Raw genomic sequence first — 24527 nt, forward strand, 5'->3', positions numbered from 1 at the left:
TAATGGAATTGTCATAGTCATTGCTGGCATGACTGGCTAAACTCCGAACCTTTGATCTTTCGTCGCACCTAATATTCAGGTGTTGGAAATAGGATGAGGGTGGAGAGTTGTTGTGAATGATGTGAAAGGTATTAAGCGGATCGTGAATGCCACCCGATATTCATGGCAGGGTTTTAAAGCTGCATGGCGCGGTGAAGAGGCATTTCGTCAGGAGTTGCTGCTGGTGTTGGTGATGATCCCTGTGGCTATCTGGCTCGGTACCAATGCCGTTGAACGTAGTTTATTGATCGGTTGTTTGTTACTGCTATTGATTGTTGAAATGCTTAATTCTGCGGTAGAAGCGGTGACCGACCGGGTGGGCACAGAACGCCATGAACTCAGTGGCAAAGCTAAAGATATGGGCTCGGCAGCGGTACTCCTTGCACTCATTAATGTTGCTGTGGTGTGGGGGCTGATCGCCTATCAGCGTTTTATCGCCTAGCTTGCCTTGTTTCGCGCTGTAGCAAGCAACAAAGCGTTTAATCGAAGACGCCTTGTTGCTTTTGACCGCGACCTAAGCCAACAAGGTTAGCGGTTTAGTGTGCTCTCTTTGTACTGTTCTACCCACATCGCCGTCGCACCGCAAACGGCCACAGGCATCACGACTAAGTTAACCAGCGGGATCATGGTGAATAGGGTCACTATGCTGCCAAAGCTTAGGCTGGCGCCTTTCTGCTCGGCTAGTTTTTCTCTCATTACGTGGAACGGTACTTTGTGATTATCAAATGGATAATCGGCATATTGGATAGTCATCATCCAGGCAGTAAATAGGAACCAGATCACCGGCGCGACGGTCTGGCCGATAACTGGGACAAAAAATAGGATGAGGCAACCAAGGGCTTTCGGCAGGTAATAGACAAATTTCTGCCACTCCCGTTTGAATATACGAGGTAAGTCTTTGACCATATCCATCATGCCACCAGTGTTGAATGGCTTGTCGCTAAGCATCAACTCGACTTTCTCTGCCAATAGGCCATTAAAAGGTGCGGCTATCCAGTTGGCCACTGTGCTGAAAATGTAAGAGAAGACCACTAAGGTGGTGATGACCAAGAGCGGCCAGATCAGATAATTTAGCCAGCTTAACCACTCTGGGATATAGCCGTTAACATACTGAATGAATTCATCGATTTTTAAAAATAGGTAATAGAACGCGGCTGCAAATAACACCAGGTTGATGGTGAGCGGCACAATAACGAACTTTCTGAGTCCTGGGGTTTTAACCAGTTCAAATCCGCGAAAGAAGTAACTGGCACCGCTGTGGCCTTGTTTAAGCAGGTGATCTGCCATCTGGATTGTTTCCTTACATTACGATATCTGTGCAGTATAGAGAGAGCTGCCTCTCAGTAAAATGCCTGTCTTGTTACAAACTTTTATACAATCTGCTAAAGTCGCCGCGTCTCCATTTTCAAGATTACTCCGAAGCACCGAAGCCTCCATGAGATTGAAGCAGATCAAGCTGGCAGGGTTTAAGTCATTTGTTGACCCGACGACGGTGCCATTTCCCGGCAATATGACGGCAGTCGTTGGCCCTAACGGCTGTGGTAAATCGAACACCATTGATGCAGTGCGCTGGGTGCTGGGCGAAAGCTCGGCTAAAAACCTGCGTGGTGATGCCATGACAGATGTCATCTTTAATGGTGCAGCCTCCCGCAAGCCCGTTTCTCAAGCCAGTGTTGAACTCGTTTTCGAAAATCACCAAGGCCGTATTGGCGGTAATTATGCCAATTTTGCTGAAATATCGGTGAAGCGGGTCGTTACCCGTGATGCGGTGTCGACCTACCTGTTAAACGGCAGTAAATGTCGTAAGCGTGATATTACCGATCTGTTTTTGGGTACTGGTCTCGGCCCCCGCAGCTACGCCATCATTGAACAGGGGATGATCTCTCGGCTGATTGAATCAAAACCGCAAGAGCTACGCATCTTTATTGAGGAAGCCGCGGGGATCTCCAAATATAAAGAGCGCCGTCGTGAAACCGAAAACCGGCTTAAACATACTCGCGAGAATATGGAACGCTTGGCTGATGTGCGGGATGAGTTGGGTAAGCAGTTAGAAAAACTGCAGCGCCAAGCGGTTGCCGCGAAACGCTTTAAGGAACTTAAAGCGCGAGAACGTCAGCTTAAAAGTGAGCTGTATGCGATCCGTTGGTATCAGTTGAATGAGCAGCTGAACCGCTGTGAGCGCGAGCAAGCAGAGCAGGAAACGGCGCTTGAGCAGTTTAATGCCCAGCAGCAAGGCAAAGAATCCCGTCTGATCGCTTTGCAGACAGAACGGGAACAGCTGAAAAGCGATCAGCAACATAGCCAACAAAAATTGTTCCAGTTAACGACTGAGATCACTCGCCTTGAACAGCAGATGATGGCAAGCCGTCAACAACGGGTGCGGTTAGAAGATGAATTAGCTCTGCTTGCTGCTAAGCAGGAGGAGCTTGAACTCTTGATTGCCAGCGAAGTTGAGCAGCAACAGATTTCAGCCGATGAATTAGCAGCGCAACAAGAAGCTGCACTGCTCCTTGATGAGGAGATCGAGCAAGCACAAAACATGCTCGATGACGCCGAATCGGCCGTTATCGATTGGCAGCGGCGCTGGCAAGCTTCAGAGCAGGCTGAGGCCGCAGTGCGGCAGCAACAAGCGCTGTTAGAGAGCAAGTTAAATCATTTAGTACAACTGTCTGCACAACAAGGGCAGCGTCTGCAGCAGGTCAGCGATGAACTGGTCGAATTAGATGATGCCGAATTAACGCTTGAGTTGAACCGGCTGGCAGAAAGCCTGGCGATGCAAACTGAGCAACTAGCGGAACAGCAGCTATTGCTGGCCGAGAGTGAGTCAGCCGTCGGTGACGCGAAAATGGCGTTGACGGATCTGGATAGTAAGGTTCATCAGAATGAATTGGCCCTTGCCGGATTACAAGCGCAGTGGCAAGCCCTCGATAGTCAGTTATCTCAGGCTGCGGAGAGCGAAGCTTTACCGGACGGAGTGAAGCCGCTGTATCAGGCGATGACGGTGGCCCCGGAGTGGACGCTGGCAGTTGAAAAGGTATTGGCAAGTTTTAGCCAGGCTCACCTATGTGATGCACTTGCCGCCGAAACGGCGGGAGCCGCGGGAAGATTACTCCAGCTCAGTAGTGGCGCTGTGGTGGCGTCTCACCTCTTAGCCAGTAAAGTAGACGGTGAAGCTAAATATGCCGTAGCCAATCTGCTTCGTGGTATTGAGTGCGTAGATACGGCAGAGCAGGCGTGGCAACGGCAACCAACTTTAACTGAAGGGCAAACGGTGATCAGCCGCTGTGGCGTTTGGTTGGGGCAACACTGGTTACATCCGGACGTCGACATGGTGGCTGGGCCGATTAAGCTCCGCCAGCAGCAATTGATGCTGGCTGAACAGATCAGTCCGCTGCAAGTGCAACTGACCCGTGACAAACAGGAGCTGCAACAGGCGCAGCAGCGAGTCGCTCGCTGTCAACAGCAATTCACTGAGCAGCAGGGGCTTTGTCGGCGTATTGACGCTGAGGTGGCCACACTGCGCCAACAACGGCATTTTGCCGACCAGCAGCACAGTGAACGCCAACTCAGAAAACAGCGGCTGCAACAGGAGCAGACGCTGTTACAAGAACAGGTTGCTGAACATCAAGCGGAGCAGGAGTTACTGCTTGCACAACAGCTGGAGGTTGCCGAGCGTCTTGATGATATGGGGCAGCAGGATCAACTACGGCTGCAAAAAGAATCATTTGATCAGCAAGTGTCGCAGGCTAAGCTGCAGGTACAACAGCGGCAACAGCAACGCCAGGGGATCGCGTTGCGGCAGGAAAACCTCAAGGCACAACTTACTGCTTTGAGCCAGGCACAGCAACGGACGGAAAAAGATCGCCACGAAGCCTTATTACGCAAGCAGCAGTTAGTTGAAGAGCTGCAGCAACATGAAACCCCCGATGTCGATCAAGCCGAGCAGCTGGAGATATTGCTGGCTGAACGACTTGAACTCAGCAGTGAGCTGGAGCTACTGACCGAGCAGTTATCAGGTCTTGATGAGCAGACTCGCGAGCTAGAGATGGGACAGCGGGATGTGCTGCAACATCTGGAAAAACAGCGGGTCAGGATCTCTGATCTGCAGATTGAAGCTGAAGGTTTCCGTGTTCGTGCGCGCTCTGTGTTGGAAACCCTGCATGAAATGCAGGCCAATTTGAAAGAGTTATTGGTCGCGTTACCTGATAGCTATAGTGAAGATGAGTGGCAGCAACAGCTGGAAAAAACCACTCAAGCGATCTCTCGCCTTGGTGCTATCAACTTGGCTGCGATTGAAGAGTATGAACAACAAGCGGAACGAAAACAGTACCTTGATAGTCAGAATGAAGACTTGGAAGGGGCGGTTGGTACTTTGGAAACTGCGATACGTAAGATTGACAGAGAAACACGTCAGCGCTTCCGTGAGACCTATGAACAGGTGAACACGGATCTGCAGCATCTGTTTCCGAAAGTATTTGGTGGAGGGAGCGCACATCTCGCATTGACTGATGATGACTTACTGGAAACAGGTGTTACTATCATGGCGCAGCCTCCAGGCAAAAAGAATAGTACGATTCATCTGTTGTCGGGTGGCGAAAAGGCGTTGACCGCTTTATCATTGGTGTTCGCTATTTTCCGCCTCAATCCGGCGCCGTTTTGTATGCTGGACGAGGTCGATGCACCATTGGATGACGCGAATGTCGGGCGGTTCTGTAATCTGGTGAAAGAGATGTCAGAAACAGTTCAGTTTATTTTTATCAGTCACAACAAAGTATCAATGGAAATGGCCAGTCACTTGACTGGGGTAACCATGCAGGAACCTGGCGTATCTAGGTTAGTCGCAGTCGACGTTGAGCAGGCTGTGGCGTTAGCTGAGCTAGGTTAGTCTAAGAATTATTACTAAAAGCAAGTGTGTATATGGAAGGATTTCGTATCATTCTCATCATTATTGGGGCTATCGCCATTGGCGCGATTCTTATTCATGGCCTCTGGTCTATTCGTAAGCAGAATAGCAATCATAGGATACATCAGGGCGACGTCGGCGTGCCTGATGTTGCATCCGGTGCTGAGTCTTCGTCAGTGTCTGATGGTTTTGACCAAGATGGTATTGGCAAAGTGCGAGTGCTTGGCAGTGCTGATGATGAGAGTATTCAACAGCAAAGTATTCCAACGGATGCAGCACTGCAAAGTGACGTTGAGCAGCGGGTTGAACCGGGCATCGCAGTTTCAGGAGCCGGTAACGCTGGTTTTACTGAGGCCTCGATTAAGGCAGAAAAAGTTGAACCGAGCTTCACTGTGCCTAAGGTTTCTTCAGAGCCGACTTCTGCCCCAGAATTAACAGAACAAGTGGATCTGTTTGCTGAGCCAGTTGAGGAAGTGGCAGAGATCAAGCCAGAGTCGCAACCGAGCTCTGCGGCTATCGATAAGCCAGCCGCTAACGAAGCTGCGCAAGCGCCTGCGGCCGACGATGAACCATTGGGAGAGCCACAGGATGTGTTGGTTCTGAATGTGGTTGCTGGTCCCTCGGGGACACTTGAAGGCGCGGTAATGTTGCCTTGCTTGCTTACCTTGGGCTTAAAGTTTGGTGAAATGTCTATTTTCCATCGCCATCAGTCGCCAGCAGGCACCGGTCCAATATTGTTCAGCCTGGCGAATATGGTGAAACCGGGTACGTTTGATCCAGAGTCGATGGAAAGCTTTAATACGCAGGGGATCTCGCTGTTTATGACGCTGCCCTGTTATGGCGAAGCGCAGAAAAACTTTGGCTTGATGTTAAAAGCCGCGGAACAGTTGGCCGCAGAGATGCGCGGGCAGGTGCTTGATGATCAGCGAAATGTGCTGACTAAGCAGAAGATCCAGCATTATCAGGAGCGGATCCGCGAGTTCGAGCGTAAGAAACTGCTTAGCGTCTAATTATCTTCTCTTTTTAAGAAAAGCCTCCGTTATGGAGGCTTTTTCACTTAACACTTTGAAGCAGGGTTACCGATGTCGGATATACAATCGGAAATGGCAGCGCTGAGCGCGCAGATAGAAGAGTTTAATTATCAATATTACGTGCTGGATACGCCGACGGTGCCAGATGCGGAATATGATCGCGTTATGCAACGTTTACGCGTGTTGGAAGAGCAGCACCCTGAGTTGTTGCAGTCTGATTCGCCGACGCAAAAAGTGGGTGGACAGGCGTTGGCGGCTTTTGAGCAGGTGGCCCATGAAGTGCCTATGTTGTCATTGGACAATGTGTTCAATGATGAGGACTTTGTGGCATTCGCCAACCGTATCGAAGAGCGCTTGGATGGTGCCGCGTTCAGTTTTTGTTGCGAGCCGAAATTGGATGGTTTAGCGGTTAGCTTACTTTATGAAAATGGACGATTAGTTCGGGCTGCCACCCGTGGCGATGGTCAGACCGGAGAGAACATCACCGCCAATGCTAAGACGATCACCTCTGTACCCTTGAAGTTGCGAGGTGATGATTTTCCCCCACGCCTAGAAGTGCGTGGCGAAGTTTTTATGCCGAAGGCTGGTTTCGATGCACTTAATCAGCGTGCGCGGCAGCGCGATGAAAAGCAGTTCGCTAATCCTCGTAATGCTGCCGCGGGTAGTTTAAGGCAGCTGGACAGCCGCATTACGGCAAAGCGCCCATTGGCTTTTTATGCTTATTCTACCGGTGTCATCGAGGGGGACTATGCGGCTGTCAGTAGTCACTATGAGCAGCTAATGCAGCTGAAGTCATGGGGGCTGCCTGTGAGTCCGGAAGTGAAACGTCGTGACAGCCAAAATGATGTTATTGCTTACTATCGCGACATCATGGAGCGGCGCGCCGCTTTGCCCTATGAGATAGATGGTGTGGTGTTGAAGGTCGACAGCTTGGCCCAGCAAAACAGCCTTGGTTTTGTGTCTCGGGCACCGCGCTGGGCAACGGCGTTTAAGTTTCCTGCCGAAGAAGAGATCACCTTGCTGCAAGATGTCGAGTTTCAGGTGGGACGTACCGGGGCGATCACGCCGGTTGCCAGATTGCAGCCGGTGTTCGTTGGTGGCGTGACCGTGTCTAACGCCACCTTACATAACGCTGATGAGATCGCCCGTCTTGGTGTGAGGGTGGGGGATACCGTTATAGTGCGGCGTGCTGGGGATGTGATCCCACAAATTGTTGCCGTGGTTGCTGACCGACGCCCTGAAGATGCCAGAACCATTTCATTTCCAACGACTTGTCCGGTTTGTGAGTCCGTTGTCGAACGAGCCGAAAATGAGGCCGTTAGCCGTTGCAGCGGCGGACTCTACTGTGGTGCGCAGCGCAAAGAAGCGATTAAACATTTCGCTGCTCGGCGGGCGATGGATATTGATGGGTTGGGCGATAAGTTGGTTGAGCAATTGGTTGATGAGGGGTTGATAGCCAGCCCTGCAGACCTGTTTAAACTGTCTATCGTGGAACTCTCCGGTTTACCCCGCATGGGACGTAAATCGGCAGAAAATTTAATCGCGTCGCTGCAACAGAGTAAGCAAACGACATTGCCGCGGTTCCTTTTTTCTCTTGGTATTCGGGAAGTGGGGGAGGCCACCGCACTCAATTTAGCTAACTATTTTGGTACGCTCAATGAAGTGATGGCAGCAGATGAAGCTACCTTACTCAAAGTGCCTGATGTCGGGCCAATCGTCGCCCACCATATCGTTACCTTCTTTAAACAGCCGCATAATCTTGAAGTGATCGAAGCTTTGCTGGCAGTCGGACTGCATTGGCCTGATGTTGAAGTACGGGAAGCATCGGCGCAGCCACTTGAAGGTGAAACATGGGTGTTAACCGGCACATTGAGCCAATTGGGGCGTAGCGAGGCGAAAGCAAAGCTGCAGCTCTTAGGTGCTAAGGTGGCTGGCAGTGTGTCGAAGAATACCCATTGTGTGGTAGCGGGGGATGCTGCCGGATCCAAACTGACTAAAGCGCAGGATCTGGGAATAAAGGTGCTGGATGAACAGGCGCTGATTACGCTGTTTACCGAGCATCAAGTGTAGATAGCTGGTGGGTATACCTAGGCTATGAACATCAGAAATAGCCCGATTGAGAGTCAGTGTATGGCATTTAATCGGGCGGATTCAGAGGCAAAGTGAGTTGAAAGCGCACACCATGACCAATCTGACTGGACGCCTGGATCGTGCCGCCTAGTTTTTGGCGTACAACGTTATAGACGATATGCAGCCCTAACCCCGTGCCGCCGGATGCCCGTCGGGTGGTATAGAAAGGGTCGAATAACCGCTTCAAGGCTTTCTCTTCTACACCTTTACCATCGTCCTGATAGTCCAAGATCAAATTTTCCGTATCAGTATGGAAGTGGATGGAGATATGGTGCTGTTGCTGCGGATCGAACCCATGCCGAACGGAGTTGACTATCATGTTGGTCAACACTTGACTGAATGCACCTGGGTAACTGTTTAAGGTCAGGCTTTCATCGCCGGTGGTTGTTATCTCTACTTTATGATTTTTAAACTCTGGGGAGAGACTGGTGAGCAGATCTTTGATGTAGTCTAGCAGGACGAAGAAGCGTTTTTGTTCACTACTTTGGTCAACTGCCACCTCTTTAAAGTTGCGGATTAACTCAGCCGCGCGGTTGAGGTTGGATAGGATCATCTCAGCACATTGTGTCGTCTTATCTATGTGTTGCTCTAACCCTGAACGGGTGAGTTGATTCTCGCCGGCGGCTTTGTTTAGCTGTGTCATTTCATCTTGCAGCAGGGTTGCAGCGGTTACGCTGACGCCTACTGGGGTATTGATCTCGTGAGCGACGCCTGCGACCAACTGCCCCAATTGCGACATCTTTTCCGCTTCGACTAGCTGGTCTTGTGTTGCTCTCAATCTTTCCATGGTTGAAGTGAGTTCTTCATTGGTGGTTTGTAGCTCACGGGTTCGACTGGCCACCCGCATCTCTAATTCTCTTTGATCATCCTGGATCCGCTCGGCCATTTGGTCGAGCACCAGGGCGATGCGCTGAAGTTCAATAAAAGGAAGCTTCAAGGTTTGTGCGTGATAATCTGCTTTGGCGTATCGTTCAACCAAGCCACTGATCTTGAGTAAAGGCTTTACCAGGCGACGAGATGCAAATAGGGCGATGCCGGCGAATAACAGCGCTAAAATACTGACGATGGTCCACTGTTGCAGCTCCAGATCCTTAACGGAGGCAAGCGCTTGTGAGCGATCGATACCCATAACAATTTCAATGGGTGTATGCTGATGGCTTAATTTCAGTGGTATCTGTATGGTGCGAAAGTCGTCGGTGGCGATATGTTGTGCTTCCAGCCTGAGTAGCGAGTCATCGCTTAAAATATCCAGCATCTCTATTTGTCCAGAACCAGCTTGCTTAAGCAGTGTATTCGCGTTTTCGAAAATGGCGTGGACAGGTAACAGCACGATGATGGCTCCCACAAGTTCGTGGGCTTCCGCGCGATCGACAGCCGATACCCACAGCGGAGAGTAGACGACAAACATGTGATCACTGGTGCGGGAGATGATTTTTCGATCTTTTTCTTTCAGACTAAAGATACGATCCAGGTAGGCGACATCGTTGAGATCGGTAATTTTTTGCGTAGCATTAACTGGATCGGAAAAAAATTGTTCTATCTCAGAATTGAGCGGATCCAAAGGCAGAAGCTCAAAACTGGTTGGAACAACCTCAACTGGCCAGCCAGATTTATCGACTAAAAAAATGCCATAGGCAGCGGGATGCATCTCACTGAGGGCGGCTAGCTTTAGTTTTGCTTTTGGACCAAAAACTCCAGTGTATGCCGCATAGATAACATCAGGATCTTGACTGGTATTGTGCAAACTGGCGAAAAGTAGCTGATAGGCGCGCTCAATGTCGTTGGCGAGAACATTGGCAGTGAGTTTGAGTGAGCTAAATGCCGTCTCTTCTGCTACGCGTTGAAAACGATCAATCAAGTAATATGAAGTCAGCAGAGTGGGGATCAAAGCGGCACTTAAAATGATCCAACTTAATGTCCCGCGTAGCGAACGACCCCTATTAAACTGCATTTGGATCCCTCAGTGTTTTATTGGCTATTTTTCTGCAATTCGTGTTCGGAGAATCTTTGCATCAGCGCTGTAGCTTCTTCTGCGCTGCCGTGGCCATCAATAAAAAGCGCGAACCCTTTTCTCATCCCTAACCATGCTGCTGACATCGCCGGTGTAGGAGGTGCCCCTCGTGCGAGTTCCAGCTGCTTTAAAAGTATCTGCATTTCAGGCGATGCGCTACTTTTGATTTTGGCAACAATCTGTTCGTTAACAGGCAGAGCACCCAAATCATCATAGTATCGCTGTTGCATCTCTGGCGACTGCAGGTAGCTGGAAAAGCCCTTAATTGCTTCGGCAGCAGGGCTATTAAGCGAATACCCTGGATAGACCAGCGATAAAGTGCCGTACATAGGTTGTATCGGTTTGCCGTTGATCGTGGGCAGCAAGGTAATGCCAAAATCATCGCCTAGTGCGCTGGCTGTTTCCTTAAATGCCCAATCACCGTTGATGGCGTAAGCGAATTCACCGTTTTTAAAGCGATCAAAGCTGCAATCGTAGTCACAGTTGGGATCAATCAGTCCCTCTCGCGATAGATTACGATAGAAGGTGAGGGCATCTCTCACTGCTTGGGTATCCAAGGTGACCCTATTATCGGCAACAGGAAAGCCACCGAACGGTGGTATAAATGCGCAGAACCAATACATTTCGCCATACTTCCAGCCAATTGGTTGCACGTTGATTTCGCGCAGCGCCTTTGCTTGTGTGATGAGTTGTTGCCAGGTGGCCGCCGGCTGTTGGACAAATTTTTTGTTGTAGAACAGAAGCAGGTGGTTACCGCCTTGTAGCGGAACCCCATAATAGTTTTCGTCAAACATGACGGTCGCCAGTGATTCACTTGTTTGTGCAGAGGAGAGGAGTGATGCGTCTACGGTGGACAACTGCAGTTTGCCTCGGTCACCGATGAAGTCAGAAGGCACAAGTGCCATGGCAGGCGCGGTGCCATCAATCACTGAACGAACCAGTGTAGTTTTTAACTCTCCTGTTGGTAAAAAGGCGACATTGATTTTTACACCCGTTTTCTCTTCATATTCTTTGGCAACGTTTGGCAGCCAAAGTTTAGCTTCCTCTTTTTGATGCCAAAGCATGAGTTCAACGGCTTGGGAGCTAAAACCAATTAAGAGCAGCAGAAAACACCAATTTGCCATTTAGATATCCCTGATAAATTCGAGATCTTAGGCAAAGTATAGATGTTTGAAATAAATAGAGGGTTTTTCTTGATGAAGTGGTGGGCGGTACTGGGCTCGAACCAGTGACCCTCGCCTTGTAAGGGCGATGCTCTCCCAACTGAGCTAACCGCCCACTGTATCAATATTGTGTTGCAGGCCAAGAATGGTGGGCGGTACTGGGCTCGAACCAGTGACCCTCGCCTTGTAAGGGCGATGCTCTCCCAACTGAGCTAACCGCCCATCTTGGTATCTTGCAGCTCAAAGTGGTGGGCGGTACTGGGCTCGAACCAGTGACCCTCGCCTTGTAAGGGCGATGCTCTCCCAACTGAGCTAACCGCCCACTTTGAGTATGTGAAAGATGGTGGGCGGTACTGGGCTCGAACCAGTGACCCTCGCCTTGTAAGGGCGATGCTCTCCCAACTGAGCTAACCGCCCATCGTTCACAGGACGCGTATTATAGGCAGGCTCTTTTTTCTGTCAACTGATTTATGAAGGGCATATGACGAGTTGGGCAAAGTTTAGGCTAATCGTTTGAATTTGCTACATTAGGAGGTAAAACGTTCATTTAATCAGCAGGTTGGACGATATTTGTCTAATTTTTCAGTCGCAGGAATATGTCAGCCTTGAGAACAAAAAAATCATTGACATGCTTAGGGGGGCTGCATAGAATGCGCCTCGCGTTTCGGGGCAGAACAGTTGCTTTGTGCTGCTATTAACTGAGATGCATGTGTGGGGCTATAGCTCAGCTGGGAGAGCGCTTGCATGGCATGCAAGAGGTCGGCGGTTCGATCCCGCCTAGCTCCACCAAAGTTTTAATGTGTATTGTTGCGTCCCCTTCGTCTAGAGGCCTAGGACACCGCCCTTTCACGGCGGTAACAGGGGTTCGAATCCCCTAGGGGACGCCATTACTTTCCGCCAGTTTACCAGTTTGCTTAGTCCCCTTCGTCTAGAGGCCTAGGACACCGCCCTTTCACGGCGGTAACAGGGGTTCGAATCCCCTAGGGGACGCCACTTACATAACAACAAAGAAAGTTCCGGGTCCCCTTCGTCTAGAGGCCTAGGACACCGCCCTTTCACGGCGGTAACAGGGGTTCGAATCCCCTAGGGGACGCCATTACTTTCCGCCAGTTTACCAGTTTGCTTAGTCCCCTTCGTCTAGAGGCCTAGGACACCGCCCTTTCACGGCGGTAACAGGGGTTCGAATCCCCTAGGGGACGCCATTATTCGGGGCTATAGCTCAGCTGGGAGAGCGCTTGCATGGCATGCAAGAGGTCGGCGGTTCGATCCCGCCTAGCTCCACCAGAAACAAAAAAACCACTCTATTGAGTGGTTTTTTTGTTTCTGCAGCTTATGTTATTAAGTTACCAGAATATAAATCTGGGAGACTGTTTCGAGAAACGAGCCTCCTTATATCGCCAAACTATCTATGACAACTTGTCCCTAAACTCCTCATAATTGAACTGCTTAATTAGTTCAAACTCGCCATTTTTGCGCAAAATTCCGATGCTTGGATGTTCTACGCCATTGAAGAAGGTTGTTTTGACCATGGTGTAATGGATCATATCTTCAAAGATGACGCGCGCGCCGGGTTTAAGGGGCTCTTTGAAGCTATATACGCCAATGACATCGCCAGCTAAACAAGAGTTGCCACCTAATTTGTAGTTATAAGTGTGTTGATTGGGCTCACCAGCATCAGTGATAGCAGGGCGGTAGGGCATCTCTAATACATCAGGCATGTGTGCCGTTGCACTGATATCTAGAATAGCGATAGCGCCTTCGTTATCTACTATATCTACGACCTCTGAGACAAGCGGCCCAGTTTGCCAAGCCACAGCTGAACCGGGTTCTAAAATAATCTCCAGATCATATTGCTGCTTTAGCCGTTTTAGTTGTGCGATAAGATGGTCGACATCGTAGCCATCTCTGGTCATCAGGTGACCACCACCCAGGTTTAACCATTTCATCTGATGCAGCAGGTGACCAAACTTTTCTTCGACGGCGGCTAAGGTTCGTTGCAACGCATAGGAATCACATTCACACAGATTATGTACATGAAAACCTTCTATTCCGCTCAAATCTACATCGCTGAGATCTGCTGCAAGCACACCAAGGCGAGAGCCTGGAGCACTGGGATCATATAGCTCGGTATCGGCTTCCTGATGCTGAGGATTAATCCGTAGACCAGCGGTGACGCCACTTGCGCGTACCTTATCTTTATAACGTTGCCACTGACTTAAGCTATTGAACGAGATATGCTCGACTAAGCTGAGTAATTTTTCTATATCGGCAGGTTTATAGGCAGGCGAGTAGGCATGAACTTCGCCACCGAACTCCTGTTTCGCTAATTTTGCTTCCCATACGGAACTGGCGGTGCAACCTGGTAAGTACTGCTTCACCAGCGGGAAAGTACTCCACATAGAGAAGCCTTTCAGTGCCAGAATGATCTTGGCACCACTTTCTTGTTGTACGCGCTGCATCAGTTGCAGGTTGGTTTCAAGTTTGGCTTCTTCGCAGACGTAGCAAGGGGAGGGGATATCGGCTGAGTGAAACGGTTTATTCATCGCCATTGACCTTCAATACAGAAAATAACAGGGGAAGCATCATGCTTCCCCTCGTCTTTACTTTATATCCAACAACGGATATCGCTATTTGCTAAAAGGAGAATCACACTCAATTACCTGCCATGGCAGGCCATATTGGTTAAGGCGCTCCATGAATGGATCGGGATCAAACTGCTCCATATTCCAAACTCCTGGCTGCATCCAGTTGCCATCTAACATCAACGAGGCACCGATCATTGCCGGTACACCCGTGGTGTAGCTAACGGCTTGAGCGCCCACTTCTTCGTGGCATATGGCATGCTCGCAGTTGTTCCAGATAAAGATGGTTTTCTCTTGGCCATCTTTAACTCCGGTGATGTAGGTGCCGATGCAGGTTTGGCCGGTATAACCTTCCGCCAACGAGCCAGGATCTGGCAGGACTGCTTTGAGGAACTCAAGAGGAACGATCTGCTGGCCTTGAAACTCCACTGGTTCAATCGACGTCATACCGATACCTTCAAGCACGCGCAGGTGAGTCAGGTAAGCGTCGCCGAAGGTCATCCAAAAGCGTGCGCGCTTCAGGGTTGGGAAGTGTTTAACCAGTGACTCCAACTCTTCGTGGAACAACAGGTAGGATGCACGTTTACCGATACCGTGGTAATCGAGATCTTCACGCACGGAGATGGGGTCGGTTTCTTTCCACTCGCCATTTTCCCAAAAACGACCACGTTGAGTAATTTCACGAATGTTAATTTCGGGATTGAAGTTAGTAGCAAACGCCTGGCCGTGATCACCACCGTTACAATCAACGATATCCAAGTAGTGGATCTCATCAAAATAGTGCTTCGCGGCGTAAGCGGTGAAAACGTTGGTAACGCCTGGATCAAAACCTGATCCTAACAGTGCCATTAGGCCCGCTTGTTTGAACTTGTCTTGATATGCCCATTGCCATGAGTACTCGAACTTGGCGACCTCTTTCGGCTCATAGTTAGCCGTATCTAAGTAGTGAACACCTGTCTCTAGGCAGGCATCCATGATTGTTAGGTCCTGATATGGCAGAGCGACGTTAATGACTAGGGCTGGTTTTACTTTGTTAATCAAAGCGACCAATTCAGGCACGTTGTCAGCATCAACAGCAAATACCTCTTTTACGCGGTCTTTGCCTGCTTCTTGCTGCAGTTTTTCGCATTTGCTGACGGTGCGGCTAGCCAGATAAATTTCAGAGAAATATTGCGGCAGCATGGCACATTTCTTAACGACTACAGAACTAACGCCACCGGCGCCGATAATTAATACCCGAGACATAGGTTATCACCTTATTAAACGTCACTAATTCGAGAAGTTAGCAAAGCTCACTCATCTGTCCAGAAAGCCCCTGAAAAAGAGGTGCTTTAAAAACGCGCATCCTAGCACTAAATCATGAAAATTCTAGTTAAAAACACTGTCGATCGCGTTTTTTTATTACTTACTAAACTCTGTTTCTGTGTCATTGAATTTACCGCAATGCCAAACGTCAGTGAGTCGCAGGCGTTCACTCGGCTGTTCCCGTTTGGCTAGCTCATCAGGTAGCGTTTCGGGTGGCGCCATTGCACCGATAGCAAATCCGCATACTACTTCATATTTATCCTCTGGTATTGCTAAGGCGGCGTAGACCGCTTGCTTCTTTATTCCACCCATACCATGGCTGTAGAGGCCAAACATCGCGGCTTGTAATGTCATCGACATCCATGCTGCTCCGCAGTCAAATTGTGCCCACTCGTTGGTTTTACCATTGGTAGGGAAGTGGCGTTGGGCAATAACAAAGCCGATCACCGAAGCGTGTTTAGCCCAGGTTTGGTTACTGTCTACAAGCAGAGAAAGAAACTTATCGAAATCTTTTTCATTCTGATTAGTGATAAAGCGCCAAGGCTGCGCATTAAAGCAACTCGGTGCCCACCTTGCAGCATCAAATATGGTGGTTAATACATGCGGCGGGATTGTTTGTTTGCGAAAGGCCCGCGGTGACCAGCGGCGCGAGAAAATATCACTCACGCCATCATCTGCGTCTCGGTTGGAGAAGTCGGCGGTGTAGGATGTTTTGAATAGCATCGTGCGTGCTCACATCGTTGTCTGTTTGGTCGGTTAGAGCAAGCTTAGTACAGGTGCTTTATTCACAGCATAATTACATGCGGTGACTTGGCTCTCGTTTCTTGGCTAGCAGGTCGTTGGTTGCTTGATAAAATGGAGGCTATCGATAGATTGGATCAGATGCCTGAACCTAGCGAGATTGATGAGCAACAAATGCCAGATAGCGGAACTAGCCGATTGATCCATAAGCAGAGTTTTTGGTTTGTCGTGATGGCGTTTATGGGCGCAGTGGCGTATCGCTATACGCTGCCAGTGTTTGGCAATATCGAGCTGGTTTGTGGCAACCTGTTTCCTTTGTTGCTGGTCTATCGCTGCCGACCTTTTGTGGTTGGATTGTGCGCCTTTATTGCTGCGCTGTCGTTATGGCAAAACTGGGATAATCCCTATGTACTGCTGACGTTCACCTTGGAAGCGTTTGTTGTCTCGGTATTGGTACGTAGAAAGATAAATCTGCTGTTTGCTGATTTGGCCTATTGGCTTTTTGTTGGCGTGCCGGCGACCGGCATTATTATTATCTTCATCAATCCTATCGCTCCTGAATACATTATCCATGTGTTGATAAAGCAAGCCGTGAATGGTGCCGCATACGCCATTATTGCGATGGCACTGCTATCCATTCCGGTATTGAAGCGATTGTTGGTCGTGAGAACCAGTGAAACGCGAACCTTTCGACGCCAAATCTCGCAGAGTCTACTTAGTGTTATGTTCGCGGTGGTGCTATTGGCGGGATTAGTGGTTGAACAAGTGGAAGTCAATAATAGAGCCACTGTTTTACAGCGAGAAATGACCAGCTATGCCCAAAACTTGGTGCAAGGGTTAGATACACAGTTGCTGGTTAGCAAACGTCAAGTCACTGCGTTGGCGGAATTTTTTGGTAGTAATGAGAACTCGCCGTCGGACAGAGATAGTTTATTACGGTCAATGCATCGTGCCAGTCCCAGTTTTTTAACCATGTTTATCAGTGATGAGGTCGGAGATATCATCAACGCCAGTCCGGCCTCGTTGATGAAGCTTTCCCATGAGAGTGAAGGCTCCCATAATGTCAGTGATCGGCGTTATTTTCGTGTCCCTCGAGATACAGGTGAGTCATTTATTTCCGGTGCGATCCAAGGTCGCGGGTTTGGCAATGACGTGATCGTTGCTATCAGTGCCCCGATCCTTAGGGATAATAAATTTGAAGGGATCGTTGAAGGATCGATGAACCTCTATCGTTTGGGCAGTTGGGAGCAGCTGCAGCAACAAAAGGATTATCTTTGGCTGATTTTGGACGGTGAAGGTCGCACACTTTTCGCTGCTGACAACCTAAGACTGCAGGCTTTTTCCGCCGCCCCAATCTCCGAGCTTAATCGGCGGGCTAATATCTTCGGCTTGCCCTCTCTTAAGTTGAGTGAGGAGCCTGGTGCCGCGCAATATCTTTACTCCGAGGTTGAATTAGACAACCGCTGGCGCGTCTTGGTGATGCGTGACTATCAGTTGGAGCTGGCAGATAACCAGCAACGATATATTCTATTTCTTGCGATGATTTTCGCAGGAAGCTTGGTTGTATTGGGCTTTGCTGGCTGGTTTGCTCACCGCACGACCCGCCCCATTGAACGTTTGGCGCAAAGCGCTTTGTCTGGGGATGTGGACGGCCTGGAAAAAGATCTATTCAGTGATTCACCAATGGAGATCCAAAAGCTTGCTACCGCAATCCAGGACAAAAGTGAGCAAATCGCAACGCACAACCGCCAGTTGGATGCACAGATCCAGGAGCGCACAGCGCAGTTAAGGGATGCCAATACCCGTTTGACCGAGTCGCAGCAACTGTTGCACAAAGTGTTAGACGCTATACCGGCGCGGGTGTTTTGGAAAGACACGCAATTGAATTACCTCGGGTGCAATAGCCTATTTGCTGCCGACGCCCATGTTGCATCGTCTGCGGAAATTGTCGGTAAAAGCGACTTTGATCTGGTCTGGCATGATGTTGCGAGCAACTTTCAGGACGATGATCGCGCCGTGATTGCCAGCGGAGAAGCAAAACTGCACTATCTGGAGCCGCAAACTCGCGCAGATGGCAAAACAAGCTGGCTGGAAACCTCGAAGATCCCCCTGAGTAACAAGCAAGGTCAGGTGATCGGTGTGCTTGGCACTTACCAGGATGTCACTGACCGCATTGAACGAGAGCAAGCACTGAAAGAAGCCACGGTTGCCGCGGAAGCTGCCACCGAAGCTAAAAGCCACTTTTTGGCAAATATGAGTCATGAGATCCGTACGCCGATGAATGCGATTGTTGGCCTGGTTGAACTGCTGCTTAGCGATGAACTTTCAGCTCAGCAGAGCAAATACTTGCAGCGCGTACAAAGCTCTACAGAGCACTTGCTTTCGATTATTAATGACATTCTTGATTACTCTAAGATTGAAGCTGGCAAGCTAACGTTAAGTCCGGAAGCGACTGATTTACGCGTGCTACTAATGGAGACCGGTGAGATATTTGAGCAGGCCATCAGTCAGCAAGGGCTCAGCTTTACCTGTGATATGCCTAAAGCGCTGCCTACCATGATGGTTGATCCGTTAAGGTTGCGACAAGTGTTGGTCAATTTGCTCGGCAACGCGGTGAAATTTACCCGCCGTGGAGGTCTGGTGTTGGGCTGTGAGTTGCAACAGGAGAGTGAAACGACAGCTGTTATTGACTTAACTGTGCGAGATACCGGCATTGGTATGAATGGTGAACAAGTCGCGCGTTTATTTACTCCCTTCACGCAGGCTGATAGCACAACCACACGTCAATTTGGCGGTACTGGTTTGGGGCTGACTATTTGTAAGCAAATTATCAATTTGATGGGCAGTGATATAACGGTAGAGAGCCAGCCCAATGTTGGTAGTTGCTTTCAGTTTCGATTGCATCTGCCGGTGACTTCGGAACGGCCCACGAATCAGCCTCAAGCACGTGTTAATCAGCAGTTTCAGCCTTTGGATTGCCACATTTTACTGGTGGATGATAACCAGATTAACCAAGAGGTGGCAGTGGGTATGTTACGGCGGTTAGGCGCAAGAGTCACCGTTGCGAATAACGGTGCAGAGGCGGTCGCTAAGCTCTCGTCCGCAGATTATGATCTCGTGTTTATGGATATCCAGATGCCAATTATGGATGGTTATCAGGCAACACAAGCGATTCTTTTACAGCATAAAAAGCCGCCGCCCATCGTTGCTTTGACGGCTAACGCGATGCCGGATGAGCAAGCGAGAGCTATGGCGGTTGGTATGTCTGGCTATATATCCAAGCCTGTCCGGCAAGCTGATTTATATCACCAGATCGTAGACAAGCTAGGGGAAAAGGCGTTATCGGCCGACACCACTTCGACACCCGTGCCGCCCGTTGCGGCGGTTAGTGCTGAACCTGATACCGAAATAAGTATCGGTTTGTCGCAATGTGGGCAGGACCATGAGATGTATCAGCGTTTAGTTGCTCAGCTTGCAAAGCAGTGGCAAGGGATGTTGCAAACTTTGATAGCGGTTGATTTCGCTCACACATCAGAAACTGTCGTTGGCTCTTTGATCGCGCAGATGCACTCATTGCGGGGTATCGCTGGAAATCTTGGCGCGAGAGGCGTTGCAGCAAATGCGGATGCAATGGAGTGTGGCTTGCGAGGAATTGCTGATAATTTGCCGCTTTCCAGCGCGGATCTGCGTGTAGGAGAGCTAATTGAGCAGCGTCAGGAGATAGCAAGAGCGATGGACGATTTCATTTGTCGTGTTAACGCAGCTTATCTGCCAAATAAAGTGCTTGTGAACTCTGACGGTGACCAAAAAGAAGCCCTAGCGGACCATGAATTTCAAGATTTTTTAGCGCTAGTAAAGCAGAGTCTGGTTGGTCATGACTACGTTGATACGGCGCCATTGCAGCGCTTTATACAGGTCACTGATGACGCAGAGTTGAAAGCTGATGGTCAGCTTCTATTGGAGTCATTAGATGCGTTTGACTACGAGCAGGCCCAGATCCATTACTTGAATATTGAGCAACGACTCAAAGTCTGATTGTCCGCCTGACGTGCAAGAAAATTTGCCGACAATTGCGCGGAGTCATTAACGCCTTTGTCTGGCTTTTGATATACTTGCGCTCCGGTTGTACCTGGCCTTCAGGTAAGTACTGTTCCGGACAGCTCCAAGGGATGCACAATGACCAACCCGCTCTATAACAAGCATATTATCTCTATCTCTGATCTGTCGCGAGATGAGTTAGAACTTATCGTTGCCACTGCCCACAAGCTCAAGCGTGAGCCTCAACCTGAATTATTGCGGAATAAGGTGGTGGCCAGCTGTTTTTTTGAAGCATCAACTCGTACGCGTTTATCTTTTGAGACGGCAGTGCAACGCCTTGGTGGCTCCGTCATTGGCTTTGATACCGCAGGCAATACGTCGTTAGCCCAAAAAGGCGAAACGCTGGCTGATTCGGTCAAGGTTATCTCTTCTTATACTGATGCTTTCTTTATGCGGCATCCAAAAGAAGGGGCAGCAAGATTGGCCTCCGAATTTTCGGCTGTTCCGGTGATCAATGGGGGAGATGGCAGTAATCAGCATCCGACGCAAACTTTGCTCGATCTCTATACCATCTATGAAACACAAGGCACCTTGGAAGGGCTAAAAGTCGCTTTCGTTGGGGATTTAAAATATGGCAGAACGGTGCACTCGTTGGCACAAGCTTTGTCACTATTTAATTGCGAGTTCTATTTCATATCGCCTGACGCATTGAGCATGCCGGAGTACCTGTGTGAAGAGCTGATGGATGCGGGTGTCAAGTTTACTAAGGTGGGCACCATTGAAGAGGTGGTGGCTGAATTGGATATTCTCTACATGACGCGGGTGCAGAAAGAGCGCTTTGATCCCACTGAATATCAGCATATGAAATCGAATTATGTGCTTAGCGCCAGTATGTTAGCCGAGGTGAAGCCGACGTTGAAGGTGTTGCACCCATTACCGCGTGTCGATGAAATCACTAATGATGTTGATAGCACTCAGCATGCTTACTACTTCGAGCAGGCAGAGAATGGCGTTTATGCCCGGCAGGCTTTATTAGCTCTGGTATTAAGTGAGCAACTGTAAGGAGATGATGATGGAAACTAAAATGACAGTGGAAGCCATCGCTCACGGTACAGTGATCGATCATATTCCTGCGGGGCAAGGTGTTCGTATCCTACGCTTTTTTCAGTTAACCGATGGGAATGAACGGATCACCGTCGGCTTGAATTTGCGTAGTGGCGATAGCCAGGTGAAAGACATTATTAAGGTAGAAAATAATGTTTTTACTGCTGAACAGGCCAACCAGTTAGCGCTTTTTGCGCCTAATGCAACGGTTAACTTAATCGATAACTACCAAGTGGTTGATAAGTTTCACGTGACTCTGCCTGAGCAGATCTCTTCTGTATTAAGCTGCCCCAATAGTAATTGTATTAGCCATGATGAACCGGTGAATAGTCGGTTTTTTGTTGCCGTAAAACATGAAAAAGTGAAGCTGAAATGTCACTACTGTGAAAAGAGTTTTTCTGAAAGGCTGTTCAAAGAACTGAAATAAGTTAAGTCTCTTGCTTGGTAATTAATAAAGCCCGCTACAGCGGGCTTTATTAATTCTATCTCAGTATGTCGCCGTGTTTTCATGTGGGTTCAGCAGTGGTACTGGCTGTCCCATCATATGCCGAAACACCACGTTGTATGACAGTACCGCTTGCACGTAGCCTCGGGTTTCTTTGAAAGGAATGGTCTCTATCCAAAGCGCTGCACTGAGTGCTGTTGTGTCTGTGTTTCGCCAACGGTCAACACGATGGGGGCCAGCATTGTAGGCGGCAACAGCATAGATACGGTTGTTAGAAAAGCGTTCTAAAAGTTCTTTGTAATAGGCACTGCCAAGTTTGATATTGGTTTCCACATCAAATAACTGACGTTTGCTGGGTTTCGCCCCCCCCAGTTTCTTCGACACCATCTTCGCCGTGCCTGGCATAAGCTGCATCAACCCTCTGGCACCAACCCGCGATTCAGCAAATGGGTAAAATGCGCTTTCTCGGCGAGCAATGGACATCAATTCACTCTTCTCTACGCCAGTTTTACTGGCATAACGTTCAAAGGTATCGAGGTAGGGGGTGGGAAACCTAAGATCCAAAGAGTCCCAGGCCGCAGCTGTATTGGCTGCTGAGATGGCGAGGTTATGCCATCCCTGTTTCGCTGCCACTAAGCCGAGTTGTAACTGTTCACTTTCTTCAACGCCTTGGAGTAACAAACGCCACTCGCTGCTGGCCAGTTGGCGTTCATCATGATACATCAGCTCCTCAACCCGTCGAAAACCGGCTAAGTTAACCAGCTGCGCTTGGCCGTGGCTCGCTTCAGGGACTTTATTGTTATTGAGCTTGTAGGGCTTTTGGCGCAGATCGGCGGCGAGAAAGCCGTAATAAGATCGGTGCTCTGCTAGCTGATCCAGAATAGGTATAGCAGCTTGCGCTAACCCAAGTTCCTGATAACTGATGGCGCGCCAGAATCGCCAGCTATCATCTTGCTGTTTTTTCTTTGATAGGTAGGTGATGAGCTTTGATACGCTGTTCCAATCTTCATCTTTGAGGGCCCAGCGGATCCGTGTTTCTGTGATGACATCATTCTTTATATGGCTGAGTTGACTATCAAGCCATACTCTGTTGGCCGTAACTCGTTGAAAATTTGAACGTTGAGCTATTGTTTTTATTACCGCGGTCCGTTGCTGAGTTGAAAAGCGGTAGGTGAGTTGTGCTTTTTGCCAAAGCTTCAGTGCCGTTTCGGCATCTTCTCGCGCTAGTGCTTGTAAGCCATGGGACACGATATCTGCAGCATAGGGAGATCCACTTGGAGGTAGTTCATCTTGCAGTGCTGCGGGATCCCGATAAAGCTTGAGTAGTAGATTCGCTGTCGGCGTTAAGGCAGGGCTGGCTTGCTTTGTTAGATAGCTCAGTAGGGATTTTTGCCGCGCATCAAATGACTTCAGCATGCGTGCCCAGATCAGCTCATCGGTCAATGGTTCCGCTTTTCGCCATGCGTTAAATAGAGGGTCACAAACATCAGGGCGAGATTTGCCATATACCCAGAGCTTTTCGGCGCCTTGCCAAGCAGTTTCGCTATGACCTTCAGCGAGCTGAGCACGGTAGTAATAGCACTTTAGCCGCGGATCATTGGGGGTGTCGGGGCTTACTGTCAGAAAGTCTGCCCAGCGCCGTTCAGCGCCGCTCTTAAAAAGGAATTTACCTTTCATGCGGATCGATAGCGGGGTTCCCTGACTTAAGTTTATAAACTCTAATGCCTGGTCACCACTAACATGGGAGAGGTTGGGTACTAAGCGGTAATAGTCGAGGTAGATGGCCAGGGGATAGTGATTTAGTTGTTTTCTTAAGCTGTCATATTGTGGCCAATCTTTTTGATTTATTGCTTGCAGCGCTTGTTGATACTGATTTCTCTGCGTTGCCAAGTGTCCGCCATCTTCAGCTCTGGCCGTCGAGCTCAAAAACAGTGTCAACAGCAGTATTGAGACTAGTCCAACGGGTGCGAAAAATCGTGCTGCAGTCGGTCTGTTCAAGGAATTTGTAACATCCTCTTGCTTAACACTTTCTTTAGCTAATCCAGCGCGTACACTGAAGCGTATAAGAGAAAAGTCATCGTAGGAAGTGTCGTTATGCAGCAACAGGTCCAGCAGGTTCTGAAGGCGCTTGATCAAGTAGTGCTCGGAAAGTCTCATCAAATTCGTCTCGCCGTGTCTTGTTTACTGGCCGGAGGGCATCTCCTGATCGAAGATCTCCCCGGCATGGGGAAAACAACACTTAGCCATGCATTAGCTAATGTGCTTAGTTTAGGCTATCGGCGCGTACAGTTCACAAGTGATATGTTGCCTGCCGATCTGATCGGTATCTCAATTTTTAACAAATCATCCCAAAGCTTTGACTTTCATAAGGGGCCTTTGTTCAGTCAATTGTTGCTGGCAGACGAGATTAATCGTGCCAGTCCGAAGACCCAAAGTGCATTATTAGAGGCGATGGCGGAACGTCAGATAAGTATTGAGGGCACCACATATCAGTTACCTGCGCCTTTTTTTGTTATTGCGACACAAAACCCAGTGGATCAGTCTGGCACATTTCCTTTGCCTGAATCTCAGCTAGATCGTTTCATGATGAGGATCTCTTTGGGTTATCCCGATGCCAAGGCTGAGAAACGGATGTTGCTCGAACAGGGAGAACAAGCGCAGGTGATTGCAAGCCTTCAGGCGTTGATGTCGGTAGAGGATTTGGTGCGCATGCAACTAGCGGTGCAGCAGGTGCATGTGTCAGATCCATTACTCGATTATTTGCTTGCGCTGGTAAATGAAACTCGTGCGGACAAACGTTACCCAAATCCGCTCTCCCCCCGAGGCACCAAAATGTTGCTTTCTGCGGCCAGAGCCTGGGCTTATATTGACGGTCGAGATCATGTGTTACCTGAAGACTTACAAGCAATACTGCCGTCGGTGGCCGAGCATCGCCTTCGCAGTAGTTTGGAAGTGAAAGCGATGGATAGTTATGGCTTAAGTGAACGCTTGCTTAGCCAAATTGACCCAGATAGAGCAGCTTAGAGGCGGTATTT

15 protein-coding genes and 10 tRNA genes are annotated in these 24527 nt (G+C 49.2%); 14 read left to right on the top strand and 11 right to left on the bottom strand.

Annotated features, from left to right (window positions below):
- Positions 1-112: 112 nt before the first annotated feature.
- Entirely contained in the window at positions 113-481 is a 369-nt protein-coding gene (locus EZV61_RS05765; RefSeq protein ID WP_130565996.1) for a diacylglycerol kinase, read from the top strand.
- Positions 482-567: 86 nt separating this feature from the next.
- On the opposite strand, the gene cysZ is transcribed toward EZV61_RS05765, so the two are convergent.
- Positions 568-1326, bottom strand: a complete 759-nt coding sequence (cysZ, locus tag EZV61_RS05770) for a sulfate transporter CysZ (protein ID WP_114337794.1) — start codon at positions 1324-1326, stop codon at positions 568-570.
- A 148-nt stretch (positions 1327-1474) separates the two neighbouring features.
- Between cysZ and smc the strand changes: the two genes are divergently transcribed.
- The 3 genes from smc (at position 1475) to ligA (ending at position 8043) form a co-directional block, all read left to right on the top strand.
- The gene (smc, locus tag EZV61_RS05775) at positions 1475-4924 is read left to right on the top strand and encodes a chromosome segregation protein SMC (protein ID WP_131414596.1); all 3450 of its coding nucleotides are present in this window, start codon (positions 1475-1477) and stop codon (positions 4922-4924) included.
- Positions 4925-4956: 32 nt separating this feature from the next.
- The gene (gene zipA / locus EZV61_RS05780; RefSeq protein WP_114337795.1) at positions 4957-5952 is read left to right on the top strand and encodes a cell division protein ZipA; all 996 of its coding nucleotides are present in this window, start codon (positions 4957-4959) and stop codon (positions 5950-5952) included.
- Between the two features lie 72 nt (positions 5953-6024).
- Positions 6025-8043 carry an NAD-dependent DNA ligase LigA gene (ligA, locus tag EZV61_RS05785; RefSeq protein WP_131414597.1) on the top strand — a complete coding sequence of 673 codons (2019 nt, stop codon included), beginning with the start codon at positions 6025-6027 and terminating at the stop codon, positions 8041-8043.
- 67 nt (positions 8044-8110) lie between these two features.
- Here ligA and EZV61_RS05790 read toward each other — a convergent pair whose 3' ends face one another.
- From EZV61_RS05790 to EZV61_RS05815, 6 genes are all read right to left on the bottom strand, one after another.
- Positions 8111-10054, bottom strand: coding sequence for a sensor histidine kinase (locus EZV61_RS05790; protein ID WP_131414598.1), 1944 nt, complete (start codon positions 10052-10054; stop codon positions 8111-8113).
- Positions 10055-10071: 17 nt separating this feature from the next.
- Positions 10072-11238, bottom strand: coding sequence for a sugar ABC transporter substrate-binding protein (locus EZV61_RS05795; RefSeq protein WP_131414599.1), 1167 nt, complete (start codon positions 11236-11238; stop codon positions 10072-10074).
- Positions 11239-11316: 78 nt separating this feature from the next.
- A tRNA-Val gene (locus EZV61_RS05800) sits at positions 11317-11392 on the bottom strand.
- Between the two features lie 31 nt (positions 11393-11423).
- Positions 11424-11499 (bottom strand) — tRNA-Val (locus EZV61_RS05805).
- A gap of 24 nt (positions 11500-11523) precedes the next feature.
- A tRNA-Val gene (locus EZV61_RS05810) sits at positions 11524-11599 on the bottom strand.
- Positions 11600-11618: 19 nt separating this feature from the next.
- Positions 11619-11694: transfer RNA gene (locus EZV61_RS05815), tRNA-Val, on the bottom strand.
- Positions 11695-11990: 296 nt separating this feature from the next.
- Here EZV61_RS05815 and EZV61_RS05820 point away from each other — a divergent pair.
- The 6 genes from EZV61_RS05820 (at position 11991) to EZV61_RS05845 (ending at position 12561) form a co-directional block, all read left to right on the top strand.
- A tRNA-Ala gene (locus EZV61_RS05820) sits at positions 11991-12066 on the top strand.
- Positions 12067-12088: 22 nt separating this feature from the next.
- Positions 12089-12164 (top strand) — tRNA-Glu (locus tag EZV61_RS05825).
- Between the two features lie 30 nt (positions 12165-12194).
- A tRNA-Glu gene (locus EZV61_RS05830) sits at positions 12195-12270 on the top strand.
- 27 nt (positions 12271-12297) lie between these two features.
- A tRNA-Glu gene (locus EZV61_RS05835) sits at positions 12298-12373 on the top strand.
- Between the two features lie 30 nt (positions 12374-12403).
- Positions 12404-12479, top strand: a tRNA-Glu gene (locus EZV61_RS05840).
- A 6-nt stretch (positions 12480-12485) separates the two neighbouring features.
- Positions 12486-12561 (top strand) — tRNA-Ala (locus EZV61_RS05845).
- A gap of 122 nt (positions 12562-12683) precedes the next feature.
- On the opposite strand, the gene nspC is transcribed toward EZV61_RS05845, so the two are convergent.
- From nspC to EZV61_RS05860, 3 genes are all read right to left on the bottom strand, one after another.
- Positions 12684-13820, bottom strand: coding sequence for a carboxynorspermidine decarboxylase (gene nspC / locus EZV61_RS05850; RefSeq protein ID WP_131414600.1), 1137 nt, complete (start codon positions 13818-13820; stop codon positions 12684-12686).
- 84 nt (positions 13821-13904) lie between these two features.
- Positions 13905-15104, bottom strand: a complete 1200-nt coding sequence (locus EZV61_RS05855; RefSeq protein ID WP_114337799.1) for a saccharopine dehydrogenase family protein — start codon at positions 15102-15104, stop codon at positions 13905-13907.
- Between the two features lie 156 nt (positions 15105-15260).
- On the bottom strand, positions 15261-15887 hold the full coding sequence (locus tag EZV61_RS05860; RefSeq protein ID WP_131414601.1) for a nitroreductase family protein: 627 nt from the start codon (positions 15885-15887) through the stop codon (positions 15261-15263).
- 159 nt (positions 15888-16046) lie between these two features.
- Between EZV61_RS05860 and EZV61_RS05865 the strand changes: the two genes are divergently transcribed.
- The 3 genes from EZV61_RS05865 to pyrI all read left to right on the top strand — a co-directional run bounded on the left by EZV61_RS05865 (position 16047) and on the right by pyrI (position 21474).
- Positions 16047-19940 carry an ATP-binding protein gene (locus tag EZV61_RS05865; RefSeq protein WP_165569536.1) on the top strand — a complete coding sequence of 1298 codons (3894 nt, stop codon included), beginning with the start codon at positions 16047-16049 and terminating at the stop codon, positions 19938-19940.
- 141 nt (positions 19941-20081) lie between these two features.
- On the top strand, positions 20082-21005 hold the full coding sequence (gene pyrB, locus EZV61_RS05870) for an aspartate carbamoyltransferase (RefSeq protein ID WP_130565989.1): 924 nt from the start codon (positions 20082-20084) through the stop codon (positions 21003-21005).
- A gap of 10 nt (positions 21006-21015) precedes the next feature.
- Positions 21016-21474, top strand: coding sequence for an aspartate carbamoyltransferase regulatory subunit (gene pyrI / locus EZV61_RS05875; protein WP_199405196.1), 459 nt, complete (start codon positions 21016-21018; stop codon positions 21472-21474).
- Between the two features lie 60 nt (positions 21475-21534).
- Here pyrI and EZV61_RS05880 read toward each other — a convergent pair whose 3' ends face one another.
- On the bottom strand, positions 21535-23490 hold the full coding sequence (locus tag EZV61_RS05880) for a transglycosylase SLT domain-containing protein (protein ID WP_165569537.1): 1956 nt from the start codon (positions 23488-23490) through the stop codon (positions 21535-21537).
- A 96-nt stretch (positions 23491-23586) separates the two neighbouring features.
- Between EZV61_RS05880 and EZV61_RS05885 the strand changes: the two genes are divergently transcribed.
- On the top strand, positions 23587-24516 hold the full coding sequence (locus EZV61_RS05885; protein ID WP_130565987.1) for an AAA family ATPase: 930 nt from the start codon (positions 23587-23589) through the stop codon (positions 24514-24516).
- The last annotated feature ends 11 nt before the right edge of the window (positions 24517-24527 follow it).

Origin of the sequence: Corallincola luteus, assembly GCF_004336975.1 — a bacterium.
Taxonomy (GTDB): domain Bacteria; phylum Pseudomonadota; class Gammaproteobacteria; order Enterobacterales; family Neiellaceae; genus Corallincola; species Corallincola holothuriorum.

What these genes read in the sequence shown, in the direction of transcription:
- EZV61_RS05795 (WP_131414599.1), bottom strand. Translation starts at nt 11,238, where the DNA reads ATGGCAAATTGGTGTTTTCTGCTGCTCTTAATTGGTTTTAGCTCCCAA.
- smc (WP_131414596.1), top strand. Translation starts at nt 1,475, where the DNA reads ATGAGATTGAAGCAGATCAAGCTGGCAGGGTTTAAGTCATTTGTTGAC.
- EZV61_RS05790 (WP_131414598.1), bottom strand. Translation starts at nt 10,054, where the DNA reads ATGCAGTTTAATAGGGGTCGTTCGCTACGCGGGACATTAAGTTGGATC.
- zipA (WP_114337795.1), top strand. Translation starts at nt 4,957, where the DNA reads ATGGAAGGATTTCGTATCATTCTCATCATTATTGGGGCTATCGCCATT.
- pyrB (WP_130565989.1), top strand. Translation starts at nt 20,082, where the DNA reads ATGACCAACCCGCTCTATAACAAGCATATTATCTCTATCTCTGATCTG.
- EZV61_RS05855 (WP_114337799.1), bottom strand. Translation starts at nt 15,104, where the DNA reads ATGTCTCGGGTATTAATTATCGGCGCCGGTGGCGTTAGTTCTGTAGTC.
- EZV61_RS05860 (WP_131414601.1), bottom strand. Translation starts at nt 15,887, where the DNA reads ATGCTATTCAAAACATCCTACACCGCCGACTTCTCCAACCGAGACGCA.
- cysZ (WP_114337794.1), bottom strand. Translation starts at nt 1,326, where the DNA reads ATGGCAGATCACCTGCTTAAACAAGGCCACAGCGGTGCCAGTTACTTC.
- pyrI (WP_199405196.1), top strand. Translation starts at nt 21,016, where the DNA reads ATGGAAACTAAAATGACAGTGGAAGCCATCGCTCACGGTACAGTGATC.
- nspC (WP_131414600.1), bottom strand. Translation starts at nt 13,820, where the DNA reads ATGAATAAACCGTTTCACTCAGCCGATATCCCCTCCCCTTGCTACGTC.
- EZV61_RS05865 (WP_165569536.1), top strand. Translation starts at nt 16,047, where the DNA reads ATGCCTGAACCTAGCGAGATTGATGAGCAACAAATGCCAGATAGCGGA.
- EZV61_RS05885 (WP_130565987.1), top strand. Translation starts at nt 23,587, where the DNA reads ATGCAGCAACAGGTCCAGCAGGTTCTGAAGGCGCTTGATCAAGTAGTG.
- ligA (WP_131414597.1), top strand. Translation starts at nt 6,025, where the DNA reads ATGTCGGATATACAATCGGAAATGGCAGCGCTGAGCGCGCAGATAGAA.